General features: G+C 73.2%; 23 protein-coding genes and 1 other RNA gene. 12 read left to right on the forward strand and 12 right to left on the reverse strand.

Annotated elements, in window-relative coordinates:
- Nucleotides 1–3: 3 nt before the first annotated feature.
- The 4 genes from M8330_RS03810 (at nucleotide 4) to M8330_RS03825 (ending at nucleotide 6,290) form a co-directional block, all read left to right on the forward strand.
- Entirely contained in the window at nucleotides 4–2,370 is a 2,367-nt protein-coding gene (locus tag M8330_RS03810; protein WP_250826255.1) for an HAD-IB family hydrolase, read from the forward strand.
- Nucleotides 2,367–3,593: a zinc-dependent alcohol dehydrogenase gene (locus M8330_RS03815; RefSeq protein ID WP_250826256.1), complete on the forward strand. Its 1,227-nt coding sequence runs from the start codon at nucleotides 2,367–2,369 to the stop codon at nucleotides 3,591–3,593. The genes M8330_RS03810 and M8330_RS03815 overlap by 4 nt, the downstream gene beginning before the upstream one ends.
- A 118-nt stretch (nucleotides 3,594–3,711) precedes the next feature.
- Nucleotides 3,712–5,295, forward strand: coding sequence for an NPN-dependent hydroxyacid isomerase, LarAH14/15/16 family (gene larAH / locus M8330_RS03820; RefSeq protein ID WP_250055266.1), 1,584 nt, complete (start codon nucleotides 3,712–3,714; stop codon nucleotides 5,293–5,295).
- Nucleotides 5,296–5,297: 2 nt separating this feature from the next.
- Nucleotides 5,298–6,290, forward strand: a complete 993-nt coding sequence (locus M8330_RS03825) for a lysophospholipid acyltransferase family protein (protein ID WP_250826257.1) — start codon at nucleotides 5,298–5,300, stop codon at nucleotides 6,288–6,290.
- Between the two features lie 64 nt (nucleotides 6,291–6,354).
- Here the strand turns inward: M8330_RS03825 and M8330_RS03830 are convergent, their stop codons facing one another.
- The 3 genes from M8330_RS03830 to M8330_RS03840 are packed head-to-tail and all read right to left on the reverse strand — an operon-like array spanning nucleotide 6,355 to nucleotide 8,953.
- Nucleotides 6,355–7,029, reverse strand: coding sequence for a response regulator transcription factor (locus M8330_RS03830; RefSeq protein WP_250826258.1), 675 nt, complete (start codon nucleotides 7,027–7,029; stop codon nucleotides 6,355–6,357).
- Nucleotides 7,014–8,525 carry a sensor histidine kinase gene (locus M8330_RS22305; RefSeq protein WP_250826259.1) on the reverse strand — a complete coding sequence of 504 codons (1,512 nt, stop codon included), beginning with the start codon at nucleotides 8,523–8,525 and terminating at the stop codon, nucleotides 7,014–7,016. Before M8330_RS22305 ends, M8330_RS03830 begins: the two co-directional genes overlap by 16 nt.
- 2 nt (nucleotides 8,526–8,527) lie before the next feature.
- Nucleotides 8,528–8,953: a hypothetical protein gene (locus tag M8330_RS03840; RefSeq protein ID WP_250826260.1), complete on the reverse strand. Its 426-nt coding sequence runs from the start codon at nucleotides 8,951–8,953 to the stop codon at nucleotides 8,528–8,530.
- A 274-nt stretch (nucleotides 8,954–9,227) separates the two neighbouring features.
- Between M8330_RS03840 and M8330_RS03845 the strand changes: the two genes are divergently transcribed.
- Complete coding sequence (locus tag M8330_RS03845; protein ID WP_250826261.1) at nucleotides 9,228–10,799, forward strand: AMP-binding protein; 1,572 nt, start codon at nucleotides 9,228–9,230, stop codon at nucleotides 10,797–10,799.
- Nucleotides 10,800–10,925: 126 nt separating this feature from the next.
- Here the strand turns inward: M8330_RS03845 and M8330_RS03850 are convergent, their stop codons facing one another.
- Entirely contained in the window at nucleotides 10,926–11,240 is a 315-nt protein-coding gene (locus M8330_RS03850; protein WP_250826262.1) for an antibiotic biosynthesis monooxygenase family protein, read from the reverse strand.
- A 41-nt stretch (nucleotides 11,241–11,281) separates the two neighbouring features.
- Here M8330_RS03850 and M8330_RS03855 point away from each other — a divergent pair, with 41 nt between their 5' ends.
- The 3 genes from M8330_RS03855 (at nucleotide 11,282) to M8330_RS03865 (ending at nucleotide 14,438) form a co-directional block, all read left to right on the forward strand.
- The gene (locus M8330_RS03855; RefSeq protein WP_250826263.1) at nucleotides 11,282–12,460 is read left to right on the forward strand and encodes a Nif3-like dinuclear metal center hexameric protein; all 1,179 of its coding nucleotides are present in this window, start codon (nucleotides 11,282–11,284) and stop codon (nucleotides 12,458–12,460) included.
- An 80-nt stretch (nucleotides 12,461–12,540) separates the two neighbouring features.
- Nucleotides 12,541–13,245 carry a zinc ribbon domain-containing protein gene (locus M8330_RS03860; protein WP_250055283.1) on the forward strand — a complete coding sequence of 235 codons (705 nt, stop codon included), beginning with the start codon at nucleotides 12,541–12,543 and terminating at the stop codon, nucleotides 13,243–13,245.
- On the forward strand, nucleotides 13,242–14,438 hold the full coding sequence (locus tag M8330_RS03865; RefSeq protein ID WP_250826264.1) for a bifunctional RNase H/acid phosphatase: 1,197 nt from the start codon (nucleotides 13,242–13,244) through the stop codon (nucleotides 14,436–14,438). The genes M8330_RS03860 and M8330_RS03865 overlap by 4 nt, the downstream gene beginning before the upstream one ends.
- Nucleotides 14,439–14,449: 11 nt before the next feature.
- Here the strand turns inward: M8330_RS03865 and yaaA are convergent, their stop codons facing one another.
- Nucleotides 14,450–15,244 carry a peroxide stress protein YaaA gene (gene yaaA, locus M8330_RS03870; protein WP_250826265.1) on the reverse strand — a complete coding sequence of 265 codons (795 nt, stop codon included), beginning with the start codon at nucleotides 15,242–15,244 and terminating at the stop codon, nucleotides 14,450–14,452.
- A gap of 22 nt (nucleotides 15,245–15,266) precedes the next feature.
- On the opposite strand from yaaA, the gene M8330_RS03875 reads away from it, so the two are divergent.
- The 3 genes from M8330_RS03875 (at nucleotide 15,267) to M8330_RS03885 (ending at nucleotide 19,947) form a co-directional block, all read left to right on the forward strand.
- Nucleotides 15,267–16,718 carry an RNB domain-containing ribonuclease gene (locus M8330_RS03875; protein ID WP_250826266.1) on the forward strand — a complete coding sequence of 484 codons (1,452 nt, stop codon included), beginning with the start codon at nucleotides 15,267–15,269 and terminating at the stop codon, nucleotides 16,716–16,718.
- Nucleotides 16,719–17,147: 429 nt separating this feature from the next.
- Nucleotides 17,148–19,589 (forward strand): ATP-binding cassette domain-containing protein, encoded by a 2,442-nt coding sequence (locus M8330_RS03880; protein WP_372490170.1) that lies wholly within the window; start codon nucleotides 17,148–17,150, stop codon nucleotides 19,587–19,589.
- A gap of 91 nt (nucleotides 19,590–19,680) precedes the next feature.
- Nucleotides 19,681–19,947, forward strand: coding sequence for a hypothetical protein (locus M8330_RS03885; RefSeq protein WP_250826268.1), 267 nt, complete (start codon nucleotides 19,681–19,683; stop codon nucleotides 19,945–19,947).
- On the opposite strand, the gene M8330_RS03890 is transcribed toward M8330_RS03885, so the two are convergent.
- Nucleotides 19,920–21,332, reverse strand: a complete 1,413-nt coding sequence (locus tag M8330_RS03890; RefSeq protein ID WP_284704229.1) for a flavin monoamine oxidase family protein — start codon at nucleotides 21,330–21,332, stop codon at nucleotides 19,920–19,922. The two genes, M8330_RS03885 and M8330_RS03890, sit on opposite strands and share 28 nt — an antisense overlap.
- 52 nt (nucleotides 21,333–21,384) lie before the next feature.
- On the opposite strand from M8330_RS03890, the gene M8330_RS03895 reads away from it, so the two are divergent.
- Nucleotides 21,385–22,068 carry a Type 1 glutamine amidotransferase-like domain-containing protein gene (locus M8330_RS03895; protein ID WP_250826391.1) on the forward strand — a complete coding sequence of 228 codons (684 nt, stop codon included), beginning with the start codon at nucleotides 21,385–21,387 and terminating at the stop codon, nucleotides 22,066–22,068.
- Between the two features lie 33 nt (nucleotides 22,069–22,101).
- Here the strand turns inward: M8330_RS03895 and arr are convergent, their stop codons facing one another.
- The 6 genes from arr to rnpB all read right to left on the reverse strand — a co-directional run bounded on the left by arr (nucleotide 22,102) and on the right by rnpB (nucleotide 26,452).
- The gene (gene arr / locus M8330_RS03900) at nucleotides 22,102–22,560 is read right to left on the reverse strand and encodes an NAD(+)--rifampin ADP-ribosyltransferase (protein ID WP_250826269.1); all 459 of its coding nucleotides are present in this window, start codon (nucleotides 22,558–22,560) and stop codon (nucleotides 22,102–22,104) included.
- 69 nt (nucleotides 22,561–22,629) lie between these two features.
- Nucleotides 22,630–23,271 carry an endonuclease/exonuclease/phosphatase family protein gene (locus M8330_RS03905; protein ID WP_250826270.1) on the reverse strand — a complete coding sequence of 214 codons (642 nt, stop codon included), beginning with the start codon at nucleotides 23,269–23,271 and terminating at the stop codon, nucleotides 22,630–22,632.
- Between the two features lie 109 nt (nucleotides 23,272–23,380).
- Nucleotides 23,381–24,244: a nuclease-related domain-containing protein gene (locus M8330_RS03910; RefSeq protein ID WP_250826271.1), complete on the reverse strand. Its 864-nt coding sequence runs from the start codon at nucleotides 24,242–24,244 to the stop codon at nucleotides 23,381–23,383.
- 284 nt (nucleotides 24,245–24,528) lie between these two features.
- Nucleotides 24,529–25,011 (reverse strand): type II toxin-antitoxin system VapC family toxin, encoded by a 483-nt coding sequence (locus M8330_RS03915; RefSeq protein WP_250826272.1) that lies wholly within the window; start codon nucleotides 25,009–25,011, stop codon nucleotides 24,529–24,531.
- Nucleotides 24,998–25,795, reverse strand: a complete 798-nt coding sequence (locus M8330_RS03920; protein WP_250826273.1) for a hypothetical protein — start codon at nucleotides 25,793–25,795, stop codon at nucleotides 24,998–25,000. The genes M8330_RS03915 and M8330_RS03920 overlap by 14 nt, the downstream gene beginning before the upstream one ends.
- Nucleotides 25,796–26,068: 273 nt before the next feature.
- An RNA gene (gene rnpB, locus M8330_RS03925) (RNase P RNA component class A) lies at nucleotides 26,069–26,452 on the reverse strand.
- Between the last annotated feature and the right edge of the window lie 25 nt (nucleotides 26,453–26,477).

The raw sequence follows: 26,477 nt of genomic DNA on the forward strand, positions 1-26,477 counted from the left end.
CGCATGGCGCAGGCAGAGGCGCAGGCACGGGCGCAGGCCGGCGGGGTCGCGGCGAGGTTGGCGGGTCAGCACGTGCTGCTCACCGGTGTCACCGGGTTCGTCGGCGAGGCACTGCTGCACCTTTTCCTCACCGAGGTGCCCGACGTCCGCACCACCGTGCTCGTCCGCCCCAAGGGCGCGATCACCGGTGCGCAGCGCACCGCCAAGCTGCTCGGCAAGCCGATCTTCAGGCAGGTGGTCGAGGCCGCCGGCGGGGTCGAGGCACTGATGGCGGCCAAGGTGGGCGTCCTGGACGGCGACCTGGCCGACGTCCCCGCCCTGCCCACCGGCATCGACGCGGTCGTGCACTGTGCCGGCGACGTCAGCTTCGACCCGCCCGTGCACGAGGCCTTCACCACCAACGTCGTCGGCACGCGCGACCTGCTCGCGCGGGTCGCCGAGGTCGAGACCGCCCAGGGCAGCCCCGTCCACTACGTGCACGTCTCCACCGCCTACGTGGCGGGTCGTCGCCGCGGCCACGTGCCCGAGGCGAGCGTCGAGCACGACGTGGACGTGGCGGCCGAGCTGGCCTGGGGCCTGGCGCAGAAGGGCGAGGTCGAGCACCGCTCGCGCACCAGCGACAAGCTCGCCGAGCTGAGCGAGGCTGCCGAGCGCACCCACGGCCGCGCCGGCATGCTCACCGCATCCCGTGCGGCCGAGGAGGCCCGCAAGCAGTGGGTGAAGGACGAGCTGGTCCGGGTCGGCACCGAGCGTGCCCGCAGCCTCGGCTGGACCGACTGCTACACCTTCACCAAGGCGCTGGGCGAGCGGGTCGTCGAGGCCCACGCCGCCGGCGGCCGAGTCGTCTCGATCGTCCGCCCGAGCATCATCGAGTCCGCGCTCGAGCGGCCCTACCCGGGCTGGATCGAGGGCTTCAAGATGGCCGAGCCGCTCATCCTCGCCTACGGCCGCGGTGAGCTGCCGGAGTTCCCGGCCGCGTCCGACACCACCATCGACATCGTGCCGGTGGACCACGTGGTCTCCGCCATCGTCGCGGTGCTGGCCCACCCGCCGGCCCCCGCCGAGGTGGCCTACTTCCACGTCTCCTCGGGCGACCGCAACCCGCTGACCTTCCGCGTGCTCTACGAGCAGGTGCGCGACTACTTCCAGGCCCACCCGTTCGCGGGCGGACCGCGCGGCACCGTCGCGCTGCCGGCCTGGAAGTTCCCGGGGGCGGCCAGCGTCGAGCGGCTGCTGTCCACCAGCGAGCGTGCCCTCAAGGTCGCCGACTACCTCGTCGACCGGGCACCCCGCTCGGCCCGCTCGCGGTCGATCGCGACCGGCATCGACAAGCAGAACGCGCGGGTGGAGTTCCTGCGCCGCTACCTGACGCTCTACCAGGAGTACGCGAAGGCCGACCTGCGCTACTCCGACCGTCGCACGCTGGCGCTGCAGCACTCGCTGTCGCCGGCCGACCAGGCGATCTTCACGTTCGACACCGCCGTGGTCGAGTGGGCCGTCTACCTGGGCGACATCCACTTCCCGTCGGTGACCAAGCCGGTGCGCCGTCTCGACGAGCTGCGCCTGCGCCGCGAGAAGGGCCGCACCGCCGGAGGATCCGAGCTGCGCACGGTCGTCGAGGGCCCCGCCGCCGGCGCGACGCCGGAGCAGGGCCCGGGGGAGTCGGACGTCGTCGCCGTCTTCGACATGGACGGCACCCTGCTGTCGTCCAACGTGGTCGAGACCTACCTGTGGATGCGCCTGGCCGAGCTCGAGGGCACGGGACGTCTGGCCGAGCTCGCCCGCACCGCGGCCCGCGTGCCGGGGCTGGTGCGCGCCGAGCGCAAGGAGCGCGGCGCCCTGCTGCGCGCCGTCTACCGGGAGTACGCCGGCGCCGACCTGGCCGAGCTGGACGCGGTGGCCGACGAGCTGCTCACCGCCCACGTGCTCTCCCGCCTGGCGCCGGAGGCGGTGCGCCGCATCCGCGAGCACCGCCGGGCCGGGCACCGGACCGTGCTGGTGACCGGGGCCGTTCGCCCGCTGACCCGCCCGCTGGCGCCGCTGTTCGACCACGTCGAGGCCGTCGACCTGGTGACCGACGCGCGCGGCCGCGCGACGGGGCACCTGGTCTCCTCGCCGCTGGTGGGGGAGTCCCGCGCAGCGTTCCTGCGCGGCTACGCCAGCGAGCACGGGCTGGACCTGTCGCGCTCGTTCGCCTACGCCGACTCGCACTCCGACCTGCCGCTGCTGGCCGAGGTCGGCAACCCCGTGGCCGTGAGCCCCGACGTGGCGCTCATGCGGCACGCCCGCCGCCACCACTGGACGATCGTCGACTGGGCCAGCCCCGAGACCGGACGCCGCACCCTCGACCCCGCCGGGAGCGCCCGATGACCGTCGCCCTGGAGATGTTCCGGTCCGTGCCGCGGACCCTGGCCGGCAAGGCCATGGGCAGCCGCATGCCCGGCATCCTGTCCGGCTTCGCCGCGCCGCTGCGGGTGGCGAGCCCCGAGGCCCCCAAGGCCACCGGCAAACCCGGCTGGGCCCGGCTGCGCACCCGGCTGTCGGGCATCTGCGGCTCCGACCTCGGGATGCTCTCGGGTCGCACGTCGCTGTACTTCTCGGCCGTCGTGTCGCTGCCGTTCACGCCCGGTCACGAGGTGGTCGCCGACCTGGTGGACGACTGCGAGGACCTGCCCGCCGGCACCCGCGTCGTCGTCGACCCGGTGCTGACCTGCGCCGCGCGTGGCGTGGAGTCCTGCGAGGCCTGTGCGGTCGGCGCGACGAACCGCTGCTCGCGGATCACGGTCGGGCACCTCTCGCCCGGCCTGCAGACCGGCTTCTGCGCCGACACCGGCGGTGGGTGGGGCCAGCAGCTGGTCGCGCACCGCAGCCAGCTGCACCCGGTGCCCGACGCGCTCACCGACGAGCAGGCCGTGCTGGTCGAGCCGATCGCGTGCGCCGTCCACACCGCCCTGCGCGCGGGCGTGCAGCCCGGTGACCGGGTGCTCGTCTCCGGCGCCGGCGCGGTCGGCCTGCTGGCCACGCTCGCCCTGCGCGAGCTGACGCCGGCCGCCGAGGTCCTCGTGGTCGCCAAGCACCCGCTGCAGAAGGAGATCGCCCGGCTCGCCGGCGCGACCGACGTGGTGGCACCGTCCGAGGTGCTGCGCCGGGTGCGCCGCTCCACCGGCGCCTTCCAGCTGCGCCCGGAGTTCTCGCGTCCCTACCTGCTGGGTGGCGTGGACGTGGCGATCGACGCCGTCGGGTCCGCCGCCTCCCTCGAGACCGCCATGGGCGCCACCCGCGCCGGCGGACGCGTGGTCGTCTCCGGGATGCCGGCCCCGGCCAACCTCTCGGCGCTGTGGTTCCGCGAGCTCGAGCTGGTCGGCACCTACGCCTCGGCCCGCACCGAGGCGTCCCTGACCGGCCCGGACGGCGCCGAGCGGGGCTCGTTCGACGCCGCCGTCGACCTGGCCGCCCACGAGGCCGTCGCCGCGATGGCCGACTCGGTGGCCCGCTACCCGCTGCACCGCTGGCGCGAGGCGATCGACCACGCGCACTCCGCCGGTCGCCTCGGCACCGTCAAGGTCGCCTTCTCACCGGGCAGCCGCTCGTGAGGGACGAACGAGTGGCGTGGGCCCGGGGAGGTCGAGCAAGCGGCGCGACCGAGGCACGAGGGCGCGGCGGCGCGTCGAGACCCAGTACTACTGCACGAGAGATCAAGGTGGAGCACCCGTGAGCAGACCCGGATTCGTCCTGGAGGTCGACGACCGCACCCCGCCGCTGGTCGTCCACGAGGGCCTCGGCTTCCGCATGGAGGAGTTCCCGCTGGGGACCCGCGTCGTCTACCCGCCGGAGTCGCTGCCGGCCATCGACGACGTGGACGGCGCCATCCGCGACGCCCTGCTGAACCCCGTCGACTCCGAGCCGCTGCCCGAGCTGCTGTTCTCCGGCATGCGACTGACGATCGCCTTCGACGACCTCTCGCTGCCGCTGCCCACGATGCAGCGACCCGACGTCCGCCAGCGGGTGATCGAGGCAGTGCTGACCCTGGCCGCCGCCGCGGGCGTGGACGACGTCGAGATCATTGCCGCCAACGCGCTGCACCGCCGGATGAACGCCGCCGAGCTCGAGCACATCGTCGGCGAGCGCGTCTTCCGGTCGTTCTACCCCCAGGGCAAGCTCTACAACTTCGACGCCGAGGACCGCGACGCGCTCGCGCACCTGGGCACCACCGACGAGGGCGAGGACGTCGAGATCAGCAAGCGGGCCGCCGAGTCCGACCTGCTGGTCTACGTGAACCTCAACCTGGTGGCGATGGACGGCGGGCACAAGTCCGTCGGCGTGGGGCTGTCGTCCTACACCTCGCTCAAGCACCACCACACGGCCAAGACGATGGTGCACAGCCGGTCGTTCATGGACCACAAGGCCTCGAAGATGCACCACTCCGCGTGGCGCATGGGTCGGCTCATCAAGGACCACGTGAAGGTCTTCCAGATCGAGACGACCGTCAACAACGACGTCTTCCCCAAGCCCTTCGACTTCCTGATGAAGCGCGAGTGGGAGTGGAACCTCAAGGACCAGGCGTCCATGCTCGCCGCCCGTCGCGGCCTGGCGGTGGCCCCGCAGAAGCTGCGGCACAAGATCTTCCACGACATGCGCGCCCCCTACGGCCTGACCGGCGTCAACGCCGGCGAGGTCGAGGCCGTGCACGAGCGGACGATCGCCAAGGTCCACCAGCAGCAGCTGGTCGAGGTCGACGGCTACTCCGACGTCCTCGTGCTGGGAGTGCCCTACCTGGGCCCCTACAACGTCAACAGCTCCATGAACCCGATCCTCGCGACCTGCATGGGCCTGGGCTACTACTTCAACTCCTACCGCGGCCACCCGATGGTCAAGCGCGGGGGAGCGGTGATCCTCTACCACCCGCTCAACGAGGGCTTCAACCAGCTGCACCACCCCTCCTACGTGGACTTCTACGAGGAGGTGCTCGCCGAGACCACCGACCCGCAGGTGATCGGGGAGAAGTACGAGAAGCAGTTCGCCGAGGACCCCTGGTACCGGCACCTGTACCGCACCTCGAACGCCTACCACGGCGTCCACCCGTTCTACATGTGGTACTGGGCGGCGCACGCCATGGACCACGTCGGCGACGTCGTCTGGGTGGGCGGCGACCGCAAGGTCGCCAAGCGGCTCGGCTTCCGCGCGGCGTCCTCGCTCAACGACGCCCTGGAGATGGTCTCGGGGTCCGTGGGCACCAGCCCCTCGATCACCTACCTGCACAACCCGCCGCACATCCTCGCGGACGTGAAGGTCTGAGCATGGGCGTCGGTGAGTTCCTCTCCGGCGGCGTCGCGGACGTCCGCCGGACCGCGCGCGGGTTCCGCTGGGGCCGGCGCGGCCAGGTGCCGCGCTCGGCCGAGCCGTACGTGCTGCCGCAGCACAGCACCGTCTTCGACACGGGCTGGGCGCGGCGTCCTGCCGTGATGGCGGCCCGCGAGATCGCGCAGAAGGTGGGCCTGGAGCCGCTGTTCCGCTCCCAGGTGCACACCCGCGTCGAGGGTCTCGACGTGCTCGAGCGCCTCGACGGCCCGGTCATCTTCGTGGCCAACCACGCGAGTCACCTCGACACGCCCCTGCTGCTGCTGTCGCTGCCCGACGCCTGGCGGCGGAAGACGGCCGTCGCGGCGGCCGCGGACTACTTCTTCGACACCTGGTGGAAGGCCGTCGGCTCCTCGCTGGTGTTCAACACCTTCCCGATCGACCGGCGCGGCGGCTCCATGGCCGCCACCCCGGGCGAGGTGCTCGCGGACGGCTGGTCGCTCGTCGTCTACCCCGAGGGCACCCGGTCGCGCGACGGGTGGCTCCAGGGCTTCCGGATGGGCGCGGCGTTCCTCGCGCAGACCCACGACGTGCCCGTCGTGCCGGTGGCCCACCGCGGCACCTTCGCGGCCATGCCGCGCGGCGCCGGGTGGCCGTCGAGGACGGATGGTCGTCGACGCGAGGTCACCGTGCGCTTCGGGGAGCCCCTGCGGGCCGCCGAGGGCGAGTCGGTGCGCGAGTTCGCGCCCCGGATCAAGGACGCCGTCGCGGCGCTGCTCGACGAGGAGCGGACGTCCTGGTACGAGGCCCAGCTGCGGCGCTCGGCCGGCACCACGCCGGACCCGTCGGGCCCCGACGTGGCCGCCTGGCGGCGCGTGTGGGAGCAGACCGAGCCGGTCGCCGGTGACGCCGTCGGCCGTGGGCGGCCGACCCCGTGGGACCGCGTCCGCACCGAGGCCCGCGTCCGGGCCAAGGCGGCCCTCAAGCGCTGACGCCTGCCGGGACGTCATACGGGGCGGACGCAGTGTCCCTCAGACGTATGACGTCCTCGGCGGCTCAGAGCACGAAGCGGTAGCCCATGCCGCGGACGGTGCTGATCGCCTCGGCGCCGAGCTTCTTGCGCAGGTAGCCCACGTAGACGTCCACGACGTTGGAGCCAGGGTCGAAGTCGAAGCCCCAGACCCGGTCGAGCAGCTGCTCGCGGGAGAGCACCTGGCCGGCGTGGCTCATGAACAGCTCGGCCATGGCGAACTCCCGCGCGGAGAGGTCGACCTCGGTGCCGTCGACGCGGGCGCGGCGGGTGCGCAGGTCCAGGCTGATCCCGCCGGCCTCGAGCACGTCGCGGCCGCGCGCCTCGTCCGCGACCGCCTGGGCCTGCCGCAGCCGCAGCCGCACCCGCGCCTGGAGCTCGGCGAACCGGAACGGCTTGGAGAGGTAGTCATCGGCCCCGCCCTCGAGGGCCGAGACGGTGTCGGTGACGGAGTCCCGGGCGGTCAGCACCACCACGGGCACGCGGCTGCCCTGCGAGCGCAGCTGCTCGAGCACCTCGAACCCGTCGATGTCGGGCAGGCCGATGTCGAGGACGACGAGGTCGGCGTCGCCGGCCAGCGCGTGGTCGAGCGCCGACAGGCCGTCGCCGACGACGGTCGTCTGGTGACCGTCGGCCCGCAGCCCCTTGGCCACGAAGGACGCGATCCGCTCCTCGTCCTCGACGATCAGGATGCGGGCCACGGGACCTCCTGGGTGGTGGGAGCCGGGTGCTGCTCGACGGAGATCGCGGGCGCCGCGACCTCGAGGGTGAACAGGGCGCCCCGGGGGCGGGCGTCCGGGTGGGCGTCCGGGTGCTCCTCGTCCAGCGTGACCTGGCCGTCGTGCGCCTCGGCGATGGCCGAGACGATGGACAGGCCCAGGCCGAAGCCCTCGTGCTCGGCGGACTGGCCGGGGGCACGTGCGAAGCGCTCGAAGATCCGCTCCCGCTCGGCCTCCGGCACCCCGGGGCCGGTGTCGCGCACCCACAGCCGCAGCCGCCCGCCGTCGTCCGGGCGCCAGGCCGTGCCCAGGCAGATCTCGCCGCCGGGGTCGGTGTGCCGCACGGCGTTGGACGCCAGCTGGAGCACGGCCTGGGTCAGGCGCTGCTCGTCGGCCTCGACGGTCCCGACGGCGCCGGCCTCCAGGCGCCAGGCCCGGTCCCCGAGGCCGGTGGCCTTGGCGAGCAGGTCCTCGCTGAGCCGGGCGAGGTCGACGGGGCCGGGGCGGAGGAAGTCGGGCCGGTCGCTCTTGGCGAGGAGGATGAGGTCCCCGACCAGGCGGGACATGCGGTCCACCTCGTCCAGCAGCAACGCCCGGGTCTCCGCCACGTCGGCCGGGTCGGAGCCGTCCAGCAGCTCGAGGTGGCCGCGCAGCACCGTGAGCGGCGTGCGGAGCTCGTGGCCCGCGTCGTCGAGGAACCGCCGCTGCTCGGCGAAGGCGTCCTCGAGCCGGGCCAGCATCTGGTTCACCGTGCGCGTCAGCGCGGTGACGTCGTCGTTGCCCCGCTCGGGCAGCCGGGTGGAGAGGTCCGCGGACGAGGCGACCTCCTCGGCCGTGCGGCGCAGCGACGTCAGTGGCGCGAGCAGCCTGCCCGTGAGCGCGAACGCGGCCGCCGTGACCAGCAGGAGCGCCACCAGGGAGACCAGCGTGTAGGTGCGCATCGTCTCCGCCAGACCGGAGAAGGTGACGTCGAGACGGGTCACCACGACCAGCGCCCCGGTCTGCTCGCCGCCGTCGACGGTGACGGGCTGCGCCACGAGCAGCAGGTCGCCCGCCCCGGGCAGGCTGAGTCGGCTGGTGTCGCCCGTGGCCACCACGTCGGCGACCGCCGAGACGAACGCGGGGTCGGTGACCAGCGTGTCGGCGTCCTGGCCGGAGTAGTAGCGCACGTCGCGGCCCTCGACCCACCCGACCAGCAGCTCGTCGGTGTCGGGGACGTTGCGCTCGAAGAACTCGCGCAGCAGCGCGGCCACGCCCGGGTACGGCTCGCCCGTCGCGGGGTCGACGCCGTCGGCGGCCAGCGTGGCGAACTCGCCCAGCTCCTGCTCGACGGCCTCCTGGGTGTGCTCCTCCAGCCGCTGGTTCTCGATGGCCCAGACGAGCAGGCCGGCCACCGTCAGGCTGGCAGCCACCAGCGCCGCCACGGCCGCGGTGATGCGGGTGCGGACGCTGACGGAGCGGTGGGGGAGGCGCGGCACGGTCAGTCGTCGTCGCGGTCGTCACGGTCGTCGTCGGAGGAGTCGTCGTCGGAGTCGTCCGCGCCGTCGTCGTCATCATCGTCGTCGTAGTCCGGGACGACGAGGTCGGGGTCGTCGCGGTCGTCGTCGCGGTCGTCGTCACGGTCATCGTCACGGTCGTCGGAGTCGTCGCGACCGGAGCGGTCGTCCCTGTCGTCCTTGCCGTCGTCAGACCGGTCGTCGCGGGTGCCGCGGCCGGTGGCGTCGTCGGAGGGACCGGTGCCGGGCGAGGCGGTGTCCGAGGGTGTGGCGGTGCCGGGGGAGCGCAGCACGATCGGGGCGCGGCGCTCCTCCTCGTCCTCGCCGGAGGAGGCCCAGGCGACGGAGCCGGCGAGGCCGAGGGCGAGGAGCAGGGCCAGGCCGAGCCCGGCGGTCATCCAACGGTTCATGACGAGGACGATCCTGCCCGAGGATGACGCCTGCGTGAGCCGTTCATGAGAGCCATCTCATCCGCGTCGGGGATCGGGGACCGCGGCGCGGCCGGGCGCCGCCAGGGTCGACCGGCCCGGGACCTTCGCGGCGGAGCGTGCCGCTGAGCGTGCTCAGCCGTCCGCTCAGCGACGTCCGCCGCGTGACGCCGGGGCAGTCTCGGACGTCCGGCCTACAGTGGCGGCGGTCACATCTGCGACCGCCGCCCGAGCTCCGCCACCGCCAGGAGGGCCCATGATCGTCCCGTTCAGCGTGAACGACTTCCTCGACCGCGCACTCACCGTCTACGGCCAGCGCACCGGCGTCGTCGACGAGCCGGAGCAGCCCGCGGAGGCGCTGGGGGAGAAGGGCGCGCTCACGTACGCGCAGATGCACGCCCTGGCCCGGCGGCAGGCGGCGAAGCTGGACGAGCTGGGGATCGAGGTCGGCGAGCGGGTGGCGGTCGTGAGCCACAACGCGGCGCGACTGCTGACGTCCTTCTACGGCGTCGCCGGCTTCGGCCGCGTCCTGGTGCCCGTGAACTTCCGGCTGCGCCCCGACGAGGTCCGCTACATCCTCGAGCACTCCGGCGCCCGGGTGCTCTACCTGGACCCGGAGCTCGTCGACACCCACGGCGACATGCCGGTGGAGCACACCTTCGTGCTCGGGCAGGACGAGCACCTCTACGCGGCGGCGCCGGAGGACGGCGGGGCCGAGCCGCGGGCCTGGGAGCCCGACGAGAACGCCACCGCCTACATCAACTACACCTCGGGCACGACCGCGCGGCCCAAGGGCGTGCAGATCACCCACCGCAACGTGTGGACCAACGCCGTCACGTTCGCGATGCACGCGGGCCTGAGCGACCGGGACGTGTACCTGCACACGCTGCCGATGTTCCACGCCAACGGTTGGGGCATGCCGTTCGCGACCACGGGGCTGGGCATCCCGCAGATCGTGCTCCGCAAGGTGGACGGGGCGGAGATCCTGCGCCGCGTCGAGGAGCACGGCGTCACGTTCATGTGTGCCGCGCCCGCGGTCGCCAACGCCGTGCTCGAGGCCGCCAAGGACTGGGAGGGGCCGATCCCGGGGCGCGACAAGGTCCGCATCATCATGGCCGGCGCCCCGCCCCCGACGAAGACGGTCGTGCGCGTGGAGGAGGAGCTGGGCTGGGAGTTCATCCAGATCTACGGCCTCACCGAGACCAGCCCGCTGCTCACGTTCAACCGTGGCCGCGCCGAGTGGGACCACCTGCCGGCCGAGGAGCGCGCGGGCCTGCTCACGCGGGCGGGCGCGCCGGCCCTCGGCGTCCGCCTGGCCCTCTCGGAGCCGACCGAGCACAGCGAGGGCGGCGAGGTGCTCGCCCGTGCGAACCAGGTGCTCGAGGGCTACTGGGAGCAGCCGGAGGAGTCCGCCCGCTGCCTCGAGGGCGGCTGGTTCCACACCGGCGACGGCGGCACCATCGGCCCCGACGGCTACCTCACCATCAGCGACCGCAAGAAGGACGTGATCATCACCGGCGGCGAGAACGTCTCCTCGATCGAGGTCGAGGACGCCCTGTTCAGCCACCCGGCCGTGGCCGAGGTGGCGGTGATCGGCGTGCCCAGCGAGAAGTGGGGCGAGACGATCAAGGCGCTCGTGGTGCTCGCCCCCGGCGAGGAGGCCACCGAGGGAGACCTCATCGCGTGGTGCAAGGACCGGCTCGCCGGCTACAAGTCGCCGACCAGCATCGAGTTCCGCCCCGAGCTGGCGCGCACCGCGACCGGCAAGCTGCAGAAGTTCAAGCTGCGCGCCCCCTACTGGGAGGGGCGCACCCGCCAGGTCAACTGACCCTGCTCCGCCGACACTGCTCGACTGCCCCCGCCGCCGAGTCGGCAGCAACGTGCTGCCGACTCGGCACCGAGTCGTCAGAAGCGTGGTGAGAGTTGCTGCCGACTCGGCGCGAGGACGGGTGGGTCAGGGGCGGACGTCGAGCACGACTTCGAACTCGAGGAGCTCGGCGCCGGAGGAGACCGGCTTGCGCGGGGCCTCGCCCTCGGGGGCGGCGTGCGCGGCGCGGGCGTCGCCGTCGCGCCACGCGGCGAAGGACTCCTCGTCCTCCCAGTGGGTCACCACGAAGTAGCGGGTCTCCCCGCCGGTGGGGCGCAGCAGCTGGAAGCCGAGGAACCCGGGGGAGCCGTCGACGGAGTGGGCACGGGCGGCGAACCGCTTCTCGAGCTCCTCACCGGCGCCGGGCGGGACGGAGATGGCGTTGATCTTCACGACGGGCACGCCCTGAGCGTAGGCCCGTGGCGGTGGCTAGGGTCGGGCGCATGGCGGACAGCACACCGGCCCCCACGCTCCAGCAGGTCCAGTCCCTCGTGGACGGCTGGTACCCGCCGTCCACGGCGGAGTCGTGGGACAGGGTGGGCCGCACCTGGGGCGAGGACGACCAGCCGGTCCGCCGGGTCCTGCTCGCCGTCGACCCCGCTCCGGCAGTCGCGGCCGAGGCGGAGGCCTGGGACGCCGACCTGCTCCTCACCCACCACCCGCTGTTCCTCAAGGGCGTGCACGGGTTCACGCCGGCCACGCCCAAGGGGCGGACCCTGACCACGCTGGTGCGCACCGGTTGCGCGCTGCTCACCGCGCACACCAACGCCGACCTGGCCCTCGGGGGTGTCTCGGAGTCGATGGCGCTCGCGCTCGGGCTCGCCGACGTCCGCCCCCTCGTCCCGGACGAGGCACGCGGCCCGGCGCTCGACAAGCTCAGCGTGTTCGTGCCGGTGGCGGAGGCCGACGGGATGCGGGCCGCGCTGGCCGAGGCCGGCGCCGGCCGGCTGGGCGACTACGAGCAGGCCTCGTTCACGACGGCCGGGGAGGGGCGGTTCCGGCCCGTCGCCGGCGCGCACCCGACGATCGGCACGGTCGGGGTGCCGGAGGTGGTCGAGGAGGTGCGGATCGAGGTCGTGCTCCCGCGGACGCGGCGGGCGGCCGTCGTCCGAGCGATGCTCGCCGCGCACCCCTACGAGGAGCCCGCCTACGACGTGCTCGAGATGGCCGACCCCGGCCTCGTCGAGCCGACCACCGGCACCGGACGCCTCGGCGTGCTGCCCGCGCCGATGACCCTGGCCGCGTTCACCCGGCACGTGGCCGCGAGCCTGCCCGGCACCACCGCCGGGGTGCGCGCCGGTGGGGACCCCGACCGCCTGGTGCGGTCGGTGGCGCTGTGCGGCGGCGCGGGCGACTTCCTGCTGGACACCGTGCGCGGGCTGGCCGCGCGGGGCGAGGCCGACGTGTACGTCACCTCGGACCTGCGCCACCACCCCGCCTCGGAGCTGCTGGAGCACGGCGCGCCGGCCCTCGTCGACGTCCCGCACTGGGCCGCGGAGTGGACCTGGCTGCCCGTGCTGGCCGATCGGCTGACCGCGACGCTGCCCATGCTGCCCGGGGGCGATACCGTGGAGGTCCGCGTCAGCACGACGTGCACGGACCCCTGGTCGCTGCGGGCCTGAACAGCAGGCACGCGCCCGGGTAGAGGAACAAGGAGACGACGCTGAAAGCCGACCCCGCCGCCCAGCTCCAGCTGCTGAAGGTGCAGGACCTCGACTCCCGCGCCGACCGCATCACCCACCAGCGGCGCACGCTGCCGGAGATCGCGCAGGTCGCCGAGCTGGAGAAGGAGCGCTCCGGCCTGGTCGACCAGGTGCGTGACGCCCAGATCCTGGTCGACGACCTGACCGTCGAGCAGAAGAAGGTCGACGCCGACGTGGAGGCCGTGAAGACGCGTCGCACCCGCGACCGCGACCGGATGGACTCCGGCGCCATCTCCAACCCCAAGGACCTCGAGCGGATGAGCGCGGAGCTCGTCTCCCTCGAGCGTCGCATCGGGACCCTGGAGGACGAGGAGCTCGAGGTCATGGAGCGGCTGGAGGCCGCGACCGCGATGCTCCAGCAGCTCTCCGACCAGGTCGCGGTCATCGAGGAGAAGCGCGACGAGCTCGAGAGCACCCGCGCGGCCAAGGACGCCGGCCTGGCCACCGAGCTCGCCGAGGTCCAGGGCGCCCGCGGGCCGGCGGCCGAGGGCCTGCCCGAGCCGCTGGTGAAGCTCTACGACCGGCTCCGTGCCGCCAAGGGCGGGGTCGCGGCGGCACCGCTGGTGCAGCGCCGCTGCACCGGCTGCCAGCTGGCGCTCGACCCGGGCGTGCTCGCCGAGTTCCGCGCCGCCACCACCGACGAGGTGCTGCGCTGCGAGGAGTGCGACCGGATCATCGTGCGCACGGCCGAATCCGGGCTGTGAGCCGGCCCCGGTCGACCACGGTCGTCGTCGAGGCCGACGGCGGCTCCCGCGGCAACCCCGGCCCGGCCGCCTACGGCGCCCTGGTGCGCGACGCCGCCTCCGGCGAGGTGCTCGCCGAGGACGGCACCACGATCGGTCGCGCCACGCACAACGTGGCCGAGTACTCCGGCCTGGTCGCCGGGCTGCGGCTGGCCGCCGAGGTGGCCCCGGGCGCCGCGATCGAGGTGCGGATGGACTCCAAGCTCGTCGTGGAGCAGATGAAGGGTGCCTGGAAGGTCAAGCACCCGGCGATGAGGCCGCTGCACGCGGAGGCGTCCGCGCTCGCCCCGGCCGGCACCACCTACACGTGGGTGCCGCGCGCCGAGAACGCCCACGCCGACCGCCTCGCCAACGAGGCCCTGGACGGCATTCGCGACGGGGTCTCCTACGCCCCCGAGGTGGAGAACGCCCCCACCGCGGCTGCGACCGAGCAGAAGCCCGCGCCCGCGCGCGGCTGGGCCGCGTCGGGCGGGCCCGCCACCACCCTGGTGCTGGTGCGGCACGGCGTCACCGTGCACACAGCATCGAAGAAGTTCTCCGGAGGCCTGGGCGGCGACAACCCGCCGCTGTCGGCCGAGGGCCTGGCGCAGGTGCGGGCGACCGCCGACTGGCTGGCGCCGCTGGCCGAGACCGTCGGCGCCCTGGTCACCTCGCCGGTGCGGCGCACCGTCGAGACGGCGGCCGTGCTGGGCGACCGCCTGGGACGTGCCGCCGCCCCCGAGCCCGGCTTCGCCGAGATGGAGTTCGGTGACTGGGAGGGGCTGACCTTCCCCGAGGTGATGGAGCGCGACCCCGAGCACCTGATGAGCTGGATCGCCGACCCCCAGGTCTCGCCCCCGGGCGGGGAGTCGTTCGGGTCGGTGCGCGACCGGGTGCACGCAGGGTTGCGGCGAGTGGTCGAGGAGCACGCCGGGTCGACCGTGGTGGTGGCCTCGCACGTGACGCCGATCAAGACCCTGACGGCGGCGGCGCTCGGCGTCGACATCGCCGTCGTCCACCGGATGGAGCTGGCCCCGGCGTCCGTCACCGTCGTCTCCTTCTACCCCGACGACCGGGTCACCGACGGTCCGCTGCCGGGGCACCGCGGGTCCATGCGGCTGTTCAACGCCCGACCCCCGGGGGACGGCGGCAGCTTCGACGCCTCCCGTTGGTGAGGTGAAGCTCCTCAGAGCTCGGTGACGACCACGTCGAGCCGGGTGCCCTGGGCGCCCGGCTCGCCGACCTCCACGGCCCACCCCAGGTCGCGGAGCGCCTCGGCCAGCCGGGCCGGGGTGGTCGGGTCCGCGCCGTCCTCGAGCAGTGCCCGCACGATGCGGCCCTTCGTGGCCTTGTTGAAGTGGCTGACGACCTTCCGCTTGCCGCCCTGCTCGTGCAGCACCCGCACGGTCGCCACCCGGGTGCGCGGGTCCACGTCGCCGGCGTCCTTGCCGGGGCGCCAGAAGCCGGCGTAGACGCTGGAGCGCAGGTCGACCACCAGGCCGCGACCGACCTGCGCCGCGACGGCCTCGCCCAGCACGGGCCGCCAGGCCGACGCCACGGGCCCGAGGCCAGGCAGGCTCGTCTGGCCGGAGAGCCGGTAGGCGGGCACCCGGTCGCCGGGGCGGACCAGCCCGAACACGCTCGAGACCACCGCCAGCCGCGAGGACGCCCGCCGCTTGGCGGCCGCGCTGAGCCCGCCGGCGTCCAGGTGGTCGTAGAGGACGCCGGTGTAGATGGCGTCCGCGCGCCCGGTCGGCGCCTCGCGCAACCGGGCGTTGGCCGTCACCAGGTCGAGCTGGGTGGAGCCGACCTCCAGCACGGAGGCGGCGTGCTCGGCGTCCCCGGAGCAGAGCGTGACCAGGGTGTCGAGCACGCGCTCGCGGGTCGGGTTGAGCGCGGGGTGGGAGAGCGAGTCGAGGGCCAGCGGGGCACCGCGTCGGGGCGCGGTCTTGCCCTCGCTGGGGGGCAGCAGGATCAGCATGGTGCTGGTTATCGTGCCTGGTATGAGCTCCCACCCCGTGGTCAGGGTCCGTGCCTACGACGAGGGGGTGTCGGCGCGCACGCTGGCGGCGGGGGTCCGTGAGGTGCAGGTCGAGCTCGGGGTCGACCCGGAGTTCCCCGCCGCGGTGCTGGCCGCGGCGCGCGCCGCGGCGGCGGCCCCGCGCATGCCCGAGGTCGACCGCACCGACCTGCCGCTGATCACCATCGACCCCGCGGGATCGCGCGACCTCGACCAGGCGATGCACCTGGAACGGACGGAGGACGGCGGCTTCCTCGTCCACTACGCGATCGCGGACGTGGCGGCCTTCGTCACCGCCGGCGACCCGCTGGACGCGGAGGCGCACCGCCGCGGCCAGACCCTGTACGGCGCCGAGGCCACGGTGCCGCTCTACCCGCCGGTGCTCAGCGAGGGCGCTGCGTCGCTGCTGCCGGGGGAGGAGCGGCCGGCGCTGCTGTGGACGATCCGGATGACCGCCGACGGCGAGCGCGTCGACGCCGACCTCGAGCGGGTCCGGGTGCGGTCGCGCCAGCAGCTGTCCTACGAGGAGGCCCAGGCCCTGGTGGACGCCGGCGCCGGACCGGCCACCCTGGCGGTGCTGGCCGACCTCGGGCCGCTGCGACTGGCGCGCGAGGCCGCCCGCGGTGGGATCAGCCTGCCCGTGCCGGAGCAGGAGGTGGACGTGGTGGGGGACCGGTGGCGGCTCGAGCACCGCACCCGCCTGCCGGTGGAGGAGTGGAACGCGCAGGTCTCCCTGCTGACCGGCTTCGCGGCCGCCGCGATGATGCTCTACGGCGAGGTGGGGATGCTGCGGACCCTGCCGGCGCGCGACCCGGGCGAGGAGCAGCGGCTGCGCCGCGGTGCCCGTGCGCTGGGCCTGGACTGGCCCGCCGAGATGCTCTTCGCCGACTTCGTGCGGACGCTCGACCCGGACGAGCCGCGGCACGTGGCGATGCTGCTGGACGTGACCCGGGTGCTGCGGGGTGCCGGGTACGTGACGTTCGACGGTGACGTGCCGCCCTACGCCCGGCACGCCGGTCTGGCCACCGAGTACGCCCACGTCACGGCGCCGCTGCGGCGCCTGGGCGACCGGTACGCGCTGGAGGTGTGCCTGGCGCTCTGCTCGGGCGGGGACGTGCCGACCTGGGTGCGCACGGCGCTGCCCGGTCTGCCGGCCACGCTGGCGGCCTCCGGGCGGCGCGCGGTCGCCTACGAGCGTGCGGTGCTCGACCTCGTCGAGGCCGGGGTGCTGGCCGGCGCCGTGGGCGAGCAGTTCGACGCCTTCGTGGTGGACCGCGACGACGACGACCACACGCGCGGGCAGGTCGTGATCAGCAGCCCGGCGGTCGAGGCCCCGCTGGTGGCCGACCGGGAGCTGCCCCTGGGTGGGCAGGTCAGGCTCCGCCTCGAGGAGGTCGACGTCGCCGAGCGGCGGGTGCGGTTCTCGCTGGTGTGAGGTGCCCGGCTCACCGGGGGCGCACAGTTTCTTTACCTTTGCCGTTTGCTGGTGGGTCTCCGTGGGTACACACCCGGTGACCGGGTCGCTCGCGCACCCCCCTCGCGGGCGGCCCGGCCACATGCTCCTCGAGCCGTCCGCAGAACGAGCGAGGACCCCGCCCGAGTGGGATGGACGGGGCCCTCGGTGCGTCATCGGTGACCACTGAGGGAAATCACCGCCGCACTCGACAGGCGGCGAGCCTCCCCCCGGAGTTCGCCGCGTCGACGCCGCCACTCTAGGGGGCGCCGCGCGCGGAAAGCGAGACCCGGTACGGGGTTGATTGCCTGCTCGCGCCAGTCTTTGCCCGGGGCCGCTCGCCGCCGTCCGGTCACGGCTCCCGGCAGCCCGCGGGCCGTGCAAGGTCTGTGTCGGGACGGTGCGGTAGACATGGCTGTCCGTCCCTCGCCCGGCAGGAGCCAGCCCGTGCCCGACCCCTCGTCCGACACCGCGCCCGGGTCGGCCCATCCTGCCGACTCCCACGACACCATCCGGGTCGTCGGGGCCCGCGAGAACAACCTGCGCGACGTCGCGGTGGAGCTGCCCAAGCGACGGCTCACGGTGTTCACCGGAGTCTCCGGCTCGGGCAAGTCCTCGCTCGTCTTCGCCACCATCGCTGCCGAGTCGCAGCGGATGATCAACGAGACCTACTCCTCGTTCGTGCAGGGCTTCATGCCGTCCATGGCACGCCCCGACGTGGACGTGCTCGAGGGCCTGACCACCGCGATCATCGTGGACCAGGAGCGGCTGGGCGCCGACCCCCGGTCGACGGTGGGGACCGCGACGGACGCCAACGCGCTCCTGCGCATCCTGTTCTCCCGGCTCGGGGACCCCCACGTGGGCCCGCCTCAGGCCTACTCCTTCAACGTCGCCTCGGTCTCGGGGGCCGGCGCGGTGACGACCACCAAGGCGGGCCGCGAGGTCAAGGAACGCCGCGCCTTCTCGGTGACCGGCGGCCAGTGCCCCCGGTGCGAGGGACGCGGCAGCGTCTCCGACTTCGACCTGACCGCCCTGTACGACGAGAACCTCTCCATCAACGACGGCGCGCTCACCATCCCCGGGTACTCGATGGAGGGCTGGCAGGGCCGCATCCTGCGCGGCTGCGGCTACTTCGACTGCGACACCCCGATCAAGGACTTCACGAAGAAGCAGCTCGACGACCTGCTCCACCGCGAGGCCACCAAGCTGAAGATCGACGGCATCAACCTGACGTACGCAGGCCTGCTGCCGACGATCCGCAAGTCGATGCTCGCCAAGGACCGGGAGGCGATGCAGCCGCACATCCGTGCGTTCGTCGACCGCGCGATCGCCTTCACCACCTGCCCCGAGTGCGAGGGCACCCGGCTCACCGAGGCGGCCCGGGCCTCGAAGGTCGCCGGTCTCTCCATCGCCGAGGCGTGCGCCATGCAGATCACCGACCTCGCCGGCTGGGTCGCCGACCTGCGCGCCTCGGGCGAGGCGGCCGGGGCGGCCCCGCTGCTGGGGTCGCTGGCGCACCTCCTGGACAGCTTCGTGGCGATCGGCCTGGGCTATCTCTCCCTGGACCGGCCCTCAGGCACGCTGTCCGGCGGCGAGGCGCAGCGGACCAGGATGATCAGGCACCTGGGCAGCGCGCTCACCGACGTCACCTACGTCTTCGACGAGCCCAGCACGGGCCTGCACCCGCACGACATCGACCGGATGAACGACCTGCTCCAGCGGCTGCGCGACCTCGGCAACACCGTGCTCGTCGTCGAGCACAAGCCCGAGGTGATCGCCATCGCCGACCACGTCGTCGACCTCGGCCCGGGTGCGGGCTCGGCAGGTGGCGAGATCGTGTTCGAGGGCACGGTGGAGGCGCTGCGCGACGCCGACACCCTCACGGGTCGCCACCTCGACGACCGCGCCGCGCTGAAGAGCACGGTGCGCACGCCGTCGTCCTGGCTCGAGGTGCGGGGCGCGAGCGCGAACAACCTGCGCGAGGTGGACGTGGACGTGCCGCTCGGCGTGCTCTGCGTGGTGACCGGCGTGGCGGGCTCGGGCAAGTCCTCGCTGATCCACGGCTCCGTGGCCAAGGCGCCCGGTCAGGACGTCGTCGTGGTCGACCAGTCGGCGATCAAGGGGTCGCGGCGCTCCAACCCCGCCACGTACACGGGCCTGCTGGAGCCGATCCGCAAGGCGTTCGCGAAGGCCAACGGCGTGAAGCCGGCCCTGTTCAGCGCCAACTCCGAGGGCGCCTGCCCCACCTGCAACGGTGCCGGGGTGATCGACAACGGGCTGCCGCTCGCGCAGGCCTCCTCGGTCACGTGCGAGACCTGCGAGGGGCGCCGGTTCTCCGAGGACGTGCTGCAGTACACCCTCGGCGGCCGCACCATCGTGGACGTGCTGGCCATGCCCGTGGCGGAGGCCGCGGACTTCTTCTCGGCGGGCGAGGGCAAGGTGCCCGCCGCCGCCAAGATCCTGGCGCGCCTCGTGGACGTCGGCCTGCCCTACCTGACCCTGGGCCAGCCGCTGTCGACGCTGTCCGGCGGTGAGCGCCAGCGGGTGAAGCTGGCCGTGCAGATGGCGGACGACGGCGGCGTCTACGTCCTGGACGAGCCGACGGCCGGGCTGCACCTGGCGGACGTCGAGACCCTGCTGGGCCTGCTGGACCGGCTGGTGGACGCGGGCAAGTCCGTCGTCGTCATCGAGCACCACCAGGCGGTGATGGCGCACGCGGACTGGGTGATCGACCTGGGGCCCGGGGCCGGGCACGACGGCGGCCAGGTCGTCTTCACCGGCACCCCGGCGGACCTCGTCGCCGACGGCTCGACGCTGACCGGACGGCACCTGGCGGCCTACGTGGGGGCCTGAGCAGGGCCGCTGGGGTTCCGCTGGGGTTCCGCTGCGTCAGGTGCTGCTGTACGGTCGCTGACCTCGTCAACCACTCGGGAGGTGGACGCCGGTGACCAGCCGTGGCTGGGGTGCGCTGCTGCACGCCCGTCGGGAGCGCCGACGTCGTCGGGAGGCGGCGCTGGCCGCCCTGCAGGAGGACTACCTGACCGGACTGGAGGAGGGCGACCCGCACGTGCTGGAGTCGGCGCGCACCTACGGCGACGGCGACCACCGGAGCTGGGACGCGGAGGTCCGTGGCGCGCGCCTGATCCTGGTCGCCTGGGGCCTCCTCGCCCTCGCCGCGCTGGTCTACCTGGTGGTCGGGCTGCTGGTCTGAGCGGCGGTCAGGGCCACGGCCGGGCGCTGGAGCAGCCGCTTGGCCTCCCGCAGCCCGCTGAGCATCGCGCCGTCGGCGTAACCGGCCCGCTCGGACTGGGTGGACTCGCCCGCGAAGCAGACTCGACCCACCGGCTCGCCGAGGCGGTCGAAGTCGCTGTCGTCCTGGCCCGGGTGGACGTGCCCGTAGGCGCCGCGGGCGTACGGGTCGTCGGCCCAGGTGGTGCTGGCGACGTCGGTGGGCTCGGCCGGCAGGTCGCCGCCCAGGAGCGCCGCGAGCTGGGCGGTGGCGAAGCCGCGGGGATCGGCTTGCATCGAGGCCACCGCGCTGTCGGCCACGAGGAACATGAGGGTGGGGGAGAGCCCGAAGTCCCACGTCCAGGTGGCGGCCTCGCGGCGGTCGTCGGGATAGATCACCGAGTGCATGAGGCCGGGGTCGAGGTCGCGCCAGAAGGGCTCGGCGAAGGCGAGCACGACCTTCTCCATCGTGCCGAAGCCGGTGCGGTCGACCACGGCCTGCCGGTGCGCGGGCAGGGGCGGGGCGAAGGCGATCGAGCCGGCCTTGAGCACGCCCAGGGGCACGGTGACCACCACGTGGGTGCCGGTCTCGGCCCATGCGCGGCCCTCGGTCGTGGTGCCCTCGACCCGGACCCCCTCCGGCGAGGTGACCACGCGCTCCACGGGCCGCCCCAGGCGCAGGACGCCGGCGTCGAGCAGCGGCTGGGCCAGCGGGGCGAGCACCGCCCGGTAGCCGCCCACGGGCACGTGGTCGACGACGTCGCCCACGAACATCCCGCCGGTCAGCGCCCACCGGGCGGAGATGGCGGACAGCGGCCCCGCCCCGTCCTGCTCGACCATGGCGGCCATGAGCTGGCGGAGCCTGTCGCGCTCGGGGCCCGGGGCGTGGGTGGCCGCGAGGTGGGCGTCGATCGCCGCGGCGGCCGACACGTCGGGCTCGTCGGCGGCGATCGCGGCGCGGACCTCCGCCTCCAGCGGCTCGAACACGGCGTAGCCGGTGCCCTCCAGCTCGGCGGGGGTCAGGGTGCGGCCCTCTCCGAGGTCGGCGCCGGTGAAGCGCGTGCCGGTGGGGTCCACGATGCTCGGGACGCCGGCCAGCGCCAGCCAGTCGGTGAGCGGGTTGTCCTCGGGGTGGTGCACCCACGAGCCGCCCAGGTCGGCCGGGTGCCCGTCCACGTCGACGGTCCGCAGTCGGCCGCCGACCCGGTCGCGTGCCTCGACGAGGACGACGTCGACGCCGGCGGTCAGGAGGGCGTTGGCGCACGTGAGCCCGGCGATGCCGGCGCCGATGACGACGACCCGTCCCACGTCCCCGGCCACGGTCTCGGGGACGCTGTCGGTGCCGTCGTCGAACATCTGGGTGGGCATGGACGAAGATTGCCACGCCCGCCGTCCACGTTCCTCGGGAGACCTCGTGAAGATGCTGCTCACCTCCGGTGGCCTGACCACCGACGACATCACCGCTGCCCTGGAGGAGCTGCTCGACAAGCCGGTGTCCGAGGCCTCCGCGGTGCTGGTGCCGACCGCGCTCTACGCGATGGGCATCGGGGTCGACATGGCGGGCACGGTGATCCGTGCTCGCGGTGGCAACAGCCTGGCGGGCGCCGGCTGGGGCTCGCTCGGGGTGCTCGAGCTGACCGCGCTGCCCTCGCTGGAGCAGTCGGTGTGGCTCCCGGCCCTCGAGCGGGCGGACGCCGTGCTCGTGGAGGGCGGTGACCCGTTGTTCCTGCACCACTGGATGGTGGCCTCCGGCCTGGCGGACCTGCTGCCCGACCTGGACCTCGTCTACGTCGGGCTGAGCGCCGGGTCGATGGTCGTGACGCCGCGGATCGGTACCGAGTTCGTCGGGTGGACCCCGCCGGAGCACCCGGCCGCGGGGGAGCCCGGCCACGACACGACGCTCGGCCTGGTCGACTTCTCGATCTTCCCGCACCTGGACAACCCGGACCTGCCCGGGAACACGTTGGCCGCGGCCGAGGAGTGGGCCGGCGGCGTCGGCGGACCGTCGTACCTGCTCGACGACCTCAGCGCCCTCGTCGTCACCGGGGAGCGGGGCGCGCAGGACGTGCGAGTCCTCTCCCAGGGACAGTGGCACCAGCGTTGACGCCCTGAGGGGGGAGGGGGCGGCGGGTGCCGCTCAGTCCTCGATGACGTCCCTGCCCTCGCTGCGCAGCTGCTCCAGACCCGCGAGCATCCCGGCGACGACGTCGGGGTCGTGCGCGGGCCAGCCGGGCACCTCCTCCAGCACGCGCAGCGGGTGCCGGGAGCGGAAGGAGCGGGTGGGGTTGCCGGGGAACTTCTTGTCCGTCACGTTGGGGTCGTCCTCGAAGGGACCGGTCGGCTCGACCAGGTAGACGTGGCCGCGGCCGCCGCTGGTGAGCGCGGTCGCCAGCTCTGCGCCCCAGACCGCCGCCTCGATGTCGCCCGCGAAGTAGACGTGGTTCATCACTCGTGAGGACTGGTAGTTCGAGCGGTGGCCGGGCACGAGCTCGGCACCGGGTTCCAGGGCGGCGGCGGTGCCGTGCCAGAAGGGCCCGCCGAGGGTGCCGCAGCTCTCGAGGGTGACGGGGACGAGGCTGGCCTCGGAGAAGTCCATGCTCGGATCGTCGCGGTCCGGCCGCTCCCGCGTCCACCGGGCGTAGCCGTCGGACGGGCTCAGCGGGGCTCAGCGGGGCTCAGCCTCCACCACGTAGGCGTCGTGGTCGGAGAGCCGTCCGACCTCTCGCAACGTCGAGTGGTGCTCCACGGTGGTCGTCCAGGACGCCGGCACGGCGACGTGGTCGATGGAGAACAGCCCCTCGATCTGGTGCGGGGCCTGGGCGGTGGGCACCTGGAGCCCCAGACCCTCGATCGCGGAGAGGAGGTGCCGACGGCCCGCCAGGGAACCGGAGTACTCCCGGCCCAGGAAGGCGTGGTTGAGGTCCCCGCCCCAGACCGCGGGAGCGGCGTCGACGATCGCGTCGACGGCCTCGACCGTCCGCTCGTGCGTGCTGACGCCGATCCACGGCGCACGCCCGCCGCTGGCGCGCCACGGCAGGACGGTGGAGGCGACCCGCAGCCCGTCCACCTGCGCCAGGGCGGTCGCTCCGTGCGGGTCGGCCAAGGGGCTCAGCCTGTCGCGCGAGTAGACACCCGCCCATCGCCGCCGGCGCGCCATCGTGGCGGCCGTGGTGTGGGCGAAGAGCCCCGGGAGCCGGACCCGCTCGGAGACCTCGGTGAGGAGGAGGACGTCGCAGTCCAGGGACACGACGAAGGCGCGGTGGGCCTCCGACCACCGCCCCGCCAGGTTCCACGTGCCGATCCGCACCCGGGACATCGTGGCGGTGCCGGGGTGCGCGCGGAGCAGATCTCGCCAGCTTCCCCAGGGTGGGGGATCGGGGTGTCCGCCGACCGCGAGTGGGCCCGTGGGCTCAGCGTCACGCCGGTGGCAGTGCCTCGGCCAGGCGGCGGTGCAGGTCGTCCAGACGAGCGGCCAGCGGCCCGGACGAGGGGAGCCGGTCGCACAGTCGTCGTGGCCACACCACGTCCACGCCGCGGACGGTGAACGAACCGCCGATGAGTGGCCACTCGGCGTCGACGAAGCAGAGGACCCCGGTCACCGGGACGTCCTCGCCCACGACGCCGCGCACCACCTCGACCTGACGCTGGACGCCGGAGACCAGTGGCGTCCGGTCGCGGTTCCCGACGAGGAGGGTCTCCACGCGGGGGCGCAGGAGGCCGCCCTCCACCCGCAGCGACGGGCGCCGGCCCTGGTAGCGCTTGGCGTCGATCACCACGACCCCGGTCGGGGTCACGGCGACGTGGTCGATGTTCGCCCGGGTGCGGGGGATGCGCCGGTCGTGCAGCACCCGGACGACGTCGGGGTCCAGGGCATCGAGGCGAGCCCCCAACCGCTCCTCACCGGCAGCCCCGATGCTCCAGGCCCGGGTGGACCCGGGCTCGACGGCGACGGCGAGCAGGAAGCCCCCGATCCGTGGGTGCCGCTCTCGGACGCGCCGTTCGCGGTCGTCTCTACGACGCTCGTACTCGCGCCGCGCAGAGGCACCGGCCGTCCCGGGACGGACGGGCTCGGGAAGGGTCCCCTCCGTGGTGGTCGGTGCGCCCGGAGTCGCTGCCCCCGCCTCCGGGCAGGTCACGCACCGCACCGTCCGCCGTGCTCGCTCGTAGACGGCGTCGGCACCGGCGGCCAGCGGGTGGCCGCACAGCCGGCAGGAGCCGGCGTAGCGCAGCCGCATGCGCTTGTCGTCGTCGGCCGGTGCTCCTGGAGACGTGTCAGTCACGGCTGGACGGTAGCCGTCGGCGAGGTCGTGCGTCCGCCGGTCACGGAGACCGGTGAGCGTCTCGCCGGCTGCCAGGGGGCCGGGGCCGGTGAGGTGCGGACGGGTGGGTCTGCAGTCCGCGTTTCGGAACCGCTTCGTCGGCCACAGTCGATGAACGTTGAGCGATGCTGCTGACCTGCGAATTGGCAGCTGGACGATGCTGGGTGCTGTTACTCGGCGTCGAGTGCGGCCTGGGTGCGGCCTGGCCTGTCTTCGCCGTTCCCAGCCCAGTCCGCCACGAGTGGTCAGTCGTCGTCAGGCTCTTCTGTGAAGAGGTCCGCGCCGCCGGGAACATACGGCTTGCTGATGTACACACCCTCGATCTCGACCCCGACCGGGAAGTCCTTGGTGTTGAGGGTCATCAAGACCTCGGCTTCGCCAACGATTGCCGAGGCCAGGTGGACCGCATCTGCATTAGAAAAGTTCCATTCCAGGGCCAGCTCTCGTGACTTGAGCGCTGTCAACCGATCGAGCTCGACGTAGGTCCAATGCGGCGAAGACAGTTCCGCTAACAACTTTTCCTCAAGCAGGGGGTCGAAGGAACACTGCTTGCGGCCGCGGCCCCTCGCCTCCACTAGCAGCATCGTCGACGCGATCAGCGTTACCCCGCCGGTCGTGGCTGACTCGAGGACTCTTTCTACGATCGCGGCGCTCGGCTCGTCCTTGACCAGGGAGATGAGGCAGCAAGCATCAAGGTAGACGCGCGTCGGCGACTCAGGACGATTCACGGATGCTCCTGAGATACTCCACAGTGCCCAACTCGCCTGTGATGTCGGGGCCCGCCCCGCGCAGCAGGGTCTGAGTTCCGGTCGTGCTGAGCACCTGGATTTGGCGCATCGATACGCGTATCAACTGCCCGTGGTCGTTCCGCCTTAGGCGTCCGCTCACGAGGACTCGCTTGTGGCCCACGGCAGCTCGGACCTCATCGAGCTGATCCGCTGTGAATCTCACCTCGACGCGTCCGCCGCCACGCTCTGGCCACACCCCGGCGGCGCGCCGCTTTCCTCGGACAGAGATGGAGCCGAGGTGACCGAGAACCGAGCCGATGGACTCGTGATTCGGCTGCATGGCTCGGCCGAGGTTGATTCCCGCTCTTCTCGAGATCGAAGCGCTTGCCACAACCTCGTTGGTGTCGATCAACTCGAGGTGCACCCCGGACCGGCTGGTTGGCGGGATGTGATCTGCGATCGTCTTGGCGCGCCTCGCCGCCAGCACCGACCACGTTTCGGGAATTGCGCTCATGCTTTCAGCGGCGGCGAAGCCACGAACTAGGCGGAGGCTGGCTTGAGCTGCGCCTTCGGCATCTGCGGCCTCGGGCTCAAAGATCGCGTCGAGTGATCCGATGTTGATCGCTGCGAACCGCCACTGCGTGTGGGCGGGGTCGTCGCGCCGGCTGACGGAGGCATCCATGTCTTTGAGCATGGAGAGGACGGCTCGAAGGTCGGCCAAGGCGACCGAGGGGTCCAGGTCGCCGGTCGGGGTATCGAGCTTGATCCTGAGTTTCAGGCCCATGGTTGCGCTCCGGCACCGGGCGCGCTGCTCACCGGAAAGTCCATGTCCGCAGCATGCCCTGTCAGGCGTGTTGGCGCAGTGGTTAGTTTGATGGGGCCGCTAACGGATCAGCGGCCCATCAACGACGGGCAGCGGCGTAGAGCGCGTCGGCGATCGCCGACGAACTTGCCAAGATCACAGAGCGCGCGACCGTCGGTTCTCGGCCTTGCTGCGGCCCATAGGCGGCCTGGTGCGACCTGCTGACCGCGTTTCCGCAGTTCAGCCAGGGTGGTGCGGACGGGCTGGTCTGTAGGCCGGGTTCTGTCCCTGGTGACCAGGGGGCGACCATCCATCTACGAGTGCCGTTGCCGACACCCTCCAGCGGTCTACCCGCACGCTCGGGCGGGCCGCCCTCGAACGCGTGCGCGCCACCCTGAGGTGGCTTCTTGACCTTGCTCCGGGTGGGGTTTGCCGAGCCGACCGAGTCACCTCGGCCGCTGGTGGGCTCTTACCCCACCGTTTCACCCTGACCGTGCCCGTGTGGGCCCGGCGGTCTGTTCTCTGTGGCACTTTCCCGCGGGTTGCCCCGGGTGGCTGTTAGCCACCACCCTGCCCTTCGGAGCCCGGACCTTCCTCGGTGCTCCCTCACGAGAGCAACGCGGTCGCCCGACCAGCCCGTCCGCAGCACGAGAGCGTACCGTCA

Origin of the sequence: Nocardioides bruguierae (assembly GCF_023656415.1) — a bacterium.
In the GTDB taxonomy this organism is placed as follows: domain Bacteria; phylum Actinomycetota; class Actinomycetes; order Propionibacteriales; family Nocardioidaceae; genus Nocardioides; species Nocardioides bruguierae.

Bases quoted from the DNA above. Each gene is read 5' to 3' on its own strand.
- M8330_RS03810 (WP_250826255.1), top strand. From the start codon at position 4: ATGGCGCAGGCAGAGGCGCAGGCACGGGCGCAGGCCGGCGGGGTCGCG.
- M8330_RS03815 (WP_250826256.1), top strand. From the start codon at position 2,367: ATGACCGTCGCCCTGGAGATGTTCCGGTCCGTGCCGCGGACCCTGGCC.
- M8330_RS03825 (WP_250826257.1), top strand. From the start codon at position 5,298: ATGGGCGTCGGTGAGTTCCTCTCCGGCGGCGTCGCGGACGTCCGCCGG.
- M8330_RS03840 (WP_250826260.1), bottom strand. From the start codon at position 8,953: ATGAACCGTTGGATGACCGCCGGGCTCGGCCTGGCCCTGCTCCTCGCC.
- M8330_RS03845 (WP_250826261.1), top strand. From the start codon at position 9,228: ATGATCGTCCCGTTCAGCGTGAACGACTTCCTCGACCGCGCACTCACC.
- M8330_RS03855 (WP_250826263.1), top strand. From the start codon at position 11,282: ATGGCGGACAGCACACCGGCCCCCACGCTCCAGCAGGTCCAGTCCCTC.
- yaaA (WP_250826265.1), bottom strand. From the start codon at position 15,244: ATGCTGATCCTGCTGCCCCCCAGCGAGGGCAAGACCGCGCCCCGACGC.
- M8330_RS03875 (WP_250826266.1), top strand. From the start codon at position 15,267: ATGAGCTCCCACCCCGTGGTCAGGGTCCGTGCCTACGACGAGGGGGTG.
- M8330_RS03880 (WP_372490170.1), top strand. From the start codon at position 17,148: ATGGCTGTCCGTCCCTCGCCCGGCAGGAGCCAGCCCGTGCCCGACCCC.
- M8330_RS03890 (WP_284704229.1), bottom strand. From the start codon at position 21,332: ATGCCCACCCAGATGTTCGACGACGGCACCGACAGCGTCCCCGAGACC.
- M8330_RS03895 (WP_250826391.1), top strand. From the start codon at position 21,385: ATGCTGCTCACCTCCGGTGGCCTGACCACCGACGACATCACCGCTGCC.
- arr (WP_250826269.1), bottom strand. From the start codon at position 22,560: ATGGACTTCTCCGAGGCCAGCCTCGTCCCCGTCACCCTCGAGAGCTGC.
- M8330_RS03920 (WP_250826273.1), bottom strand. From the start codon at position 25,795: ATGGGCCTGAAACTCAGGATCAAGCTCGATACCCCGACCGGCGACCTG.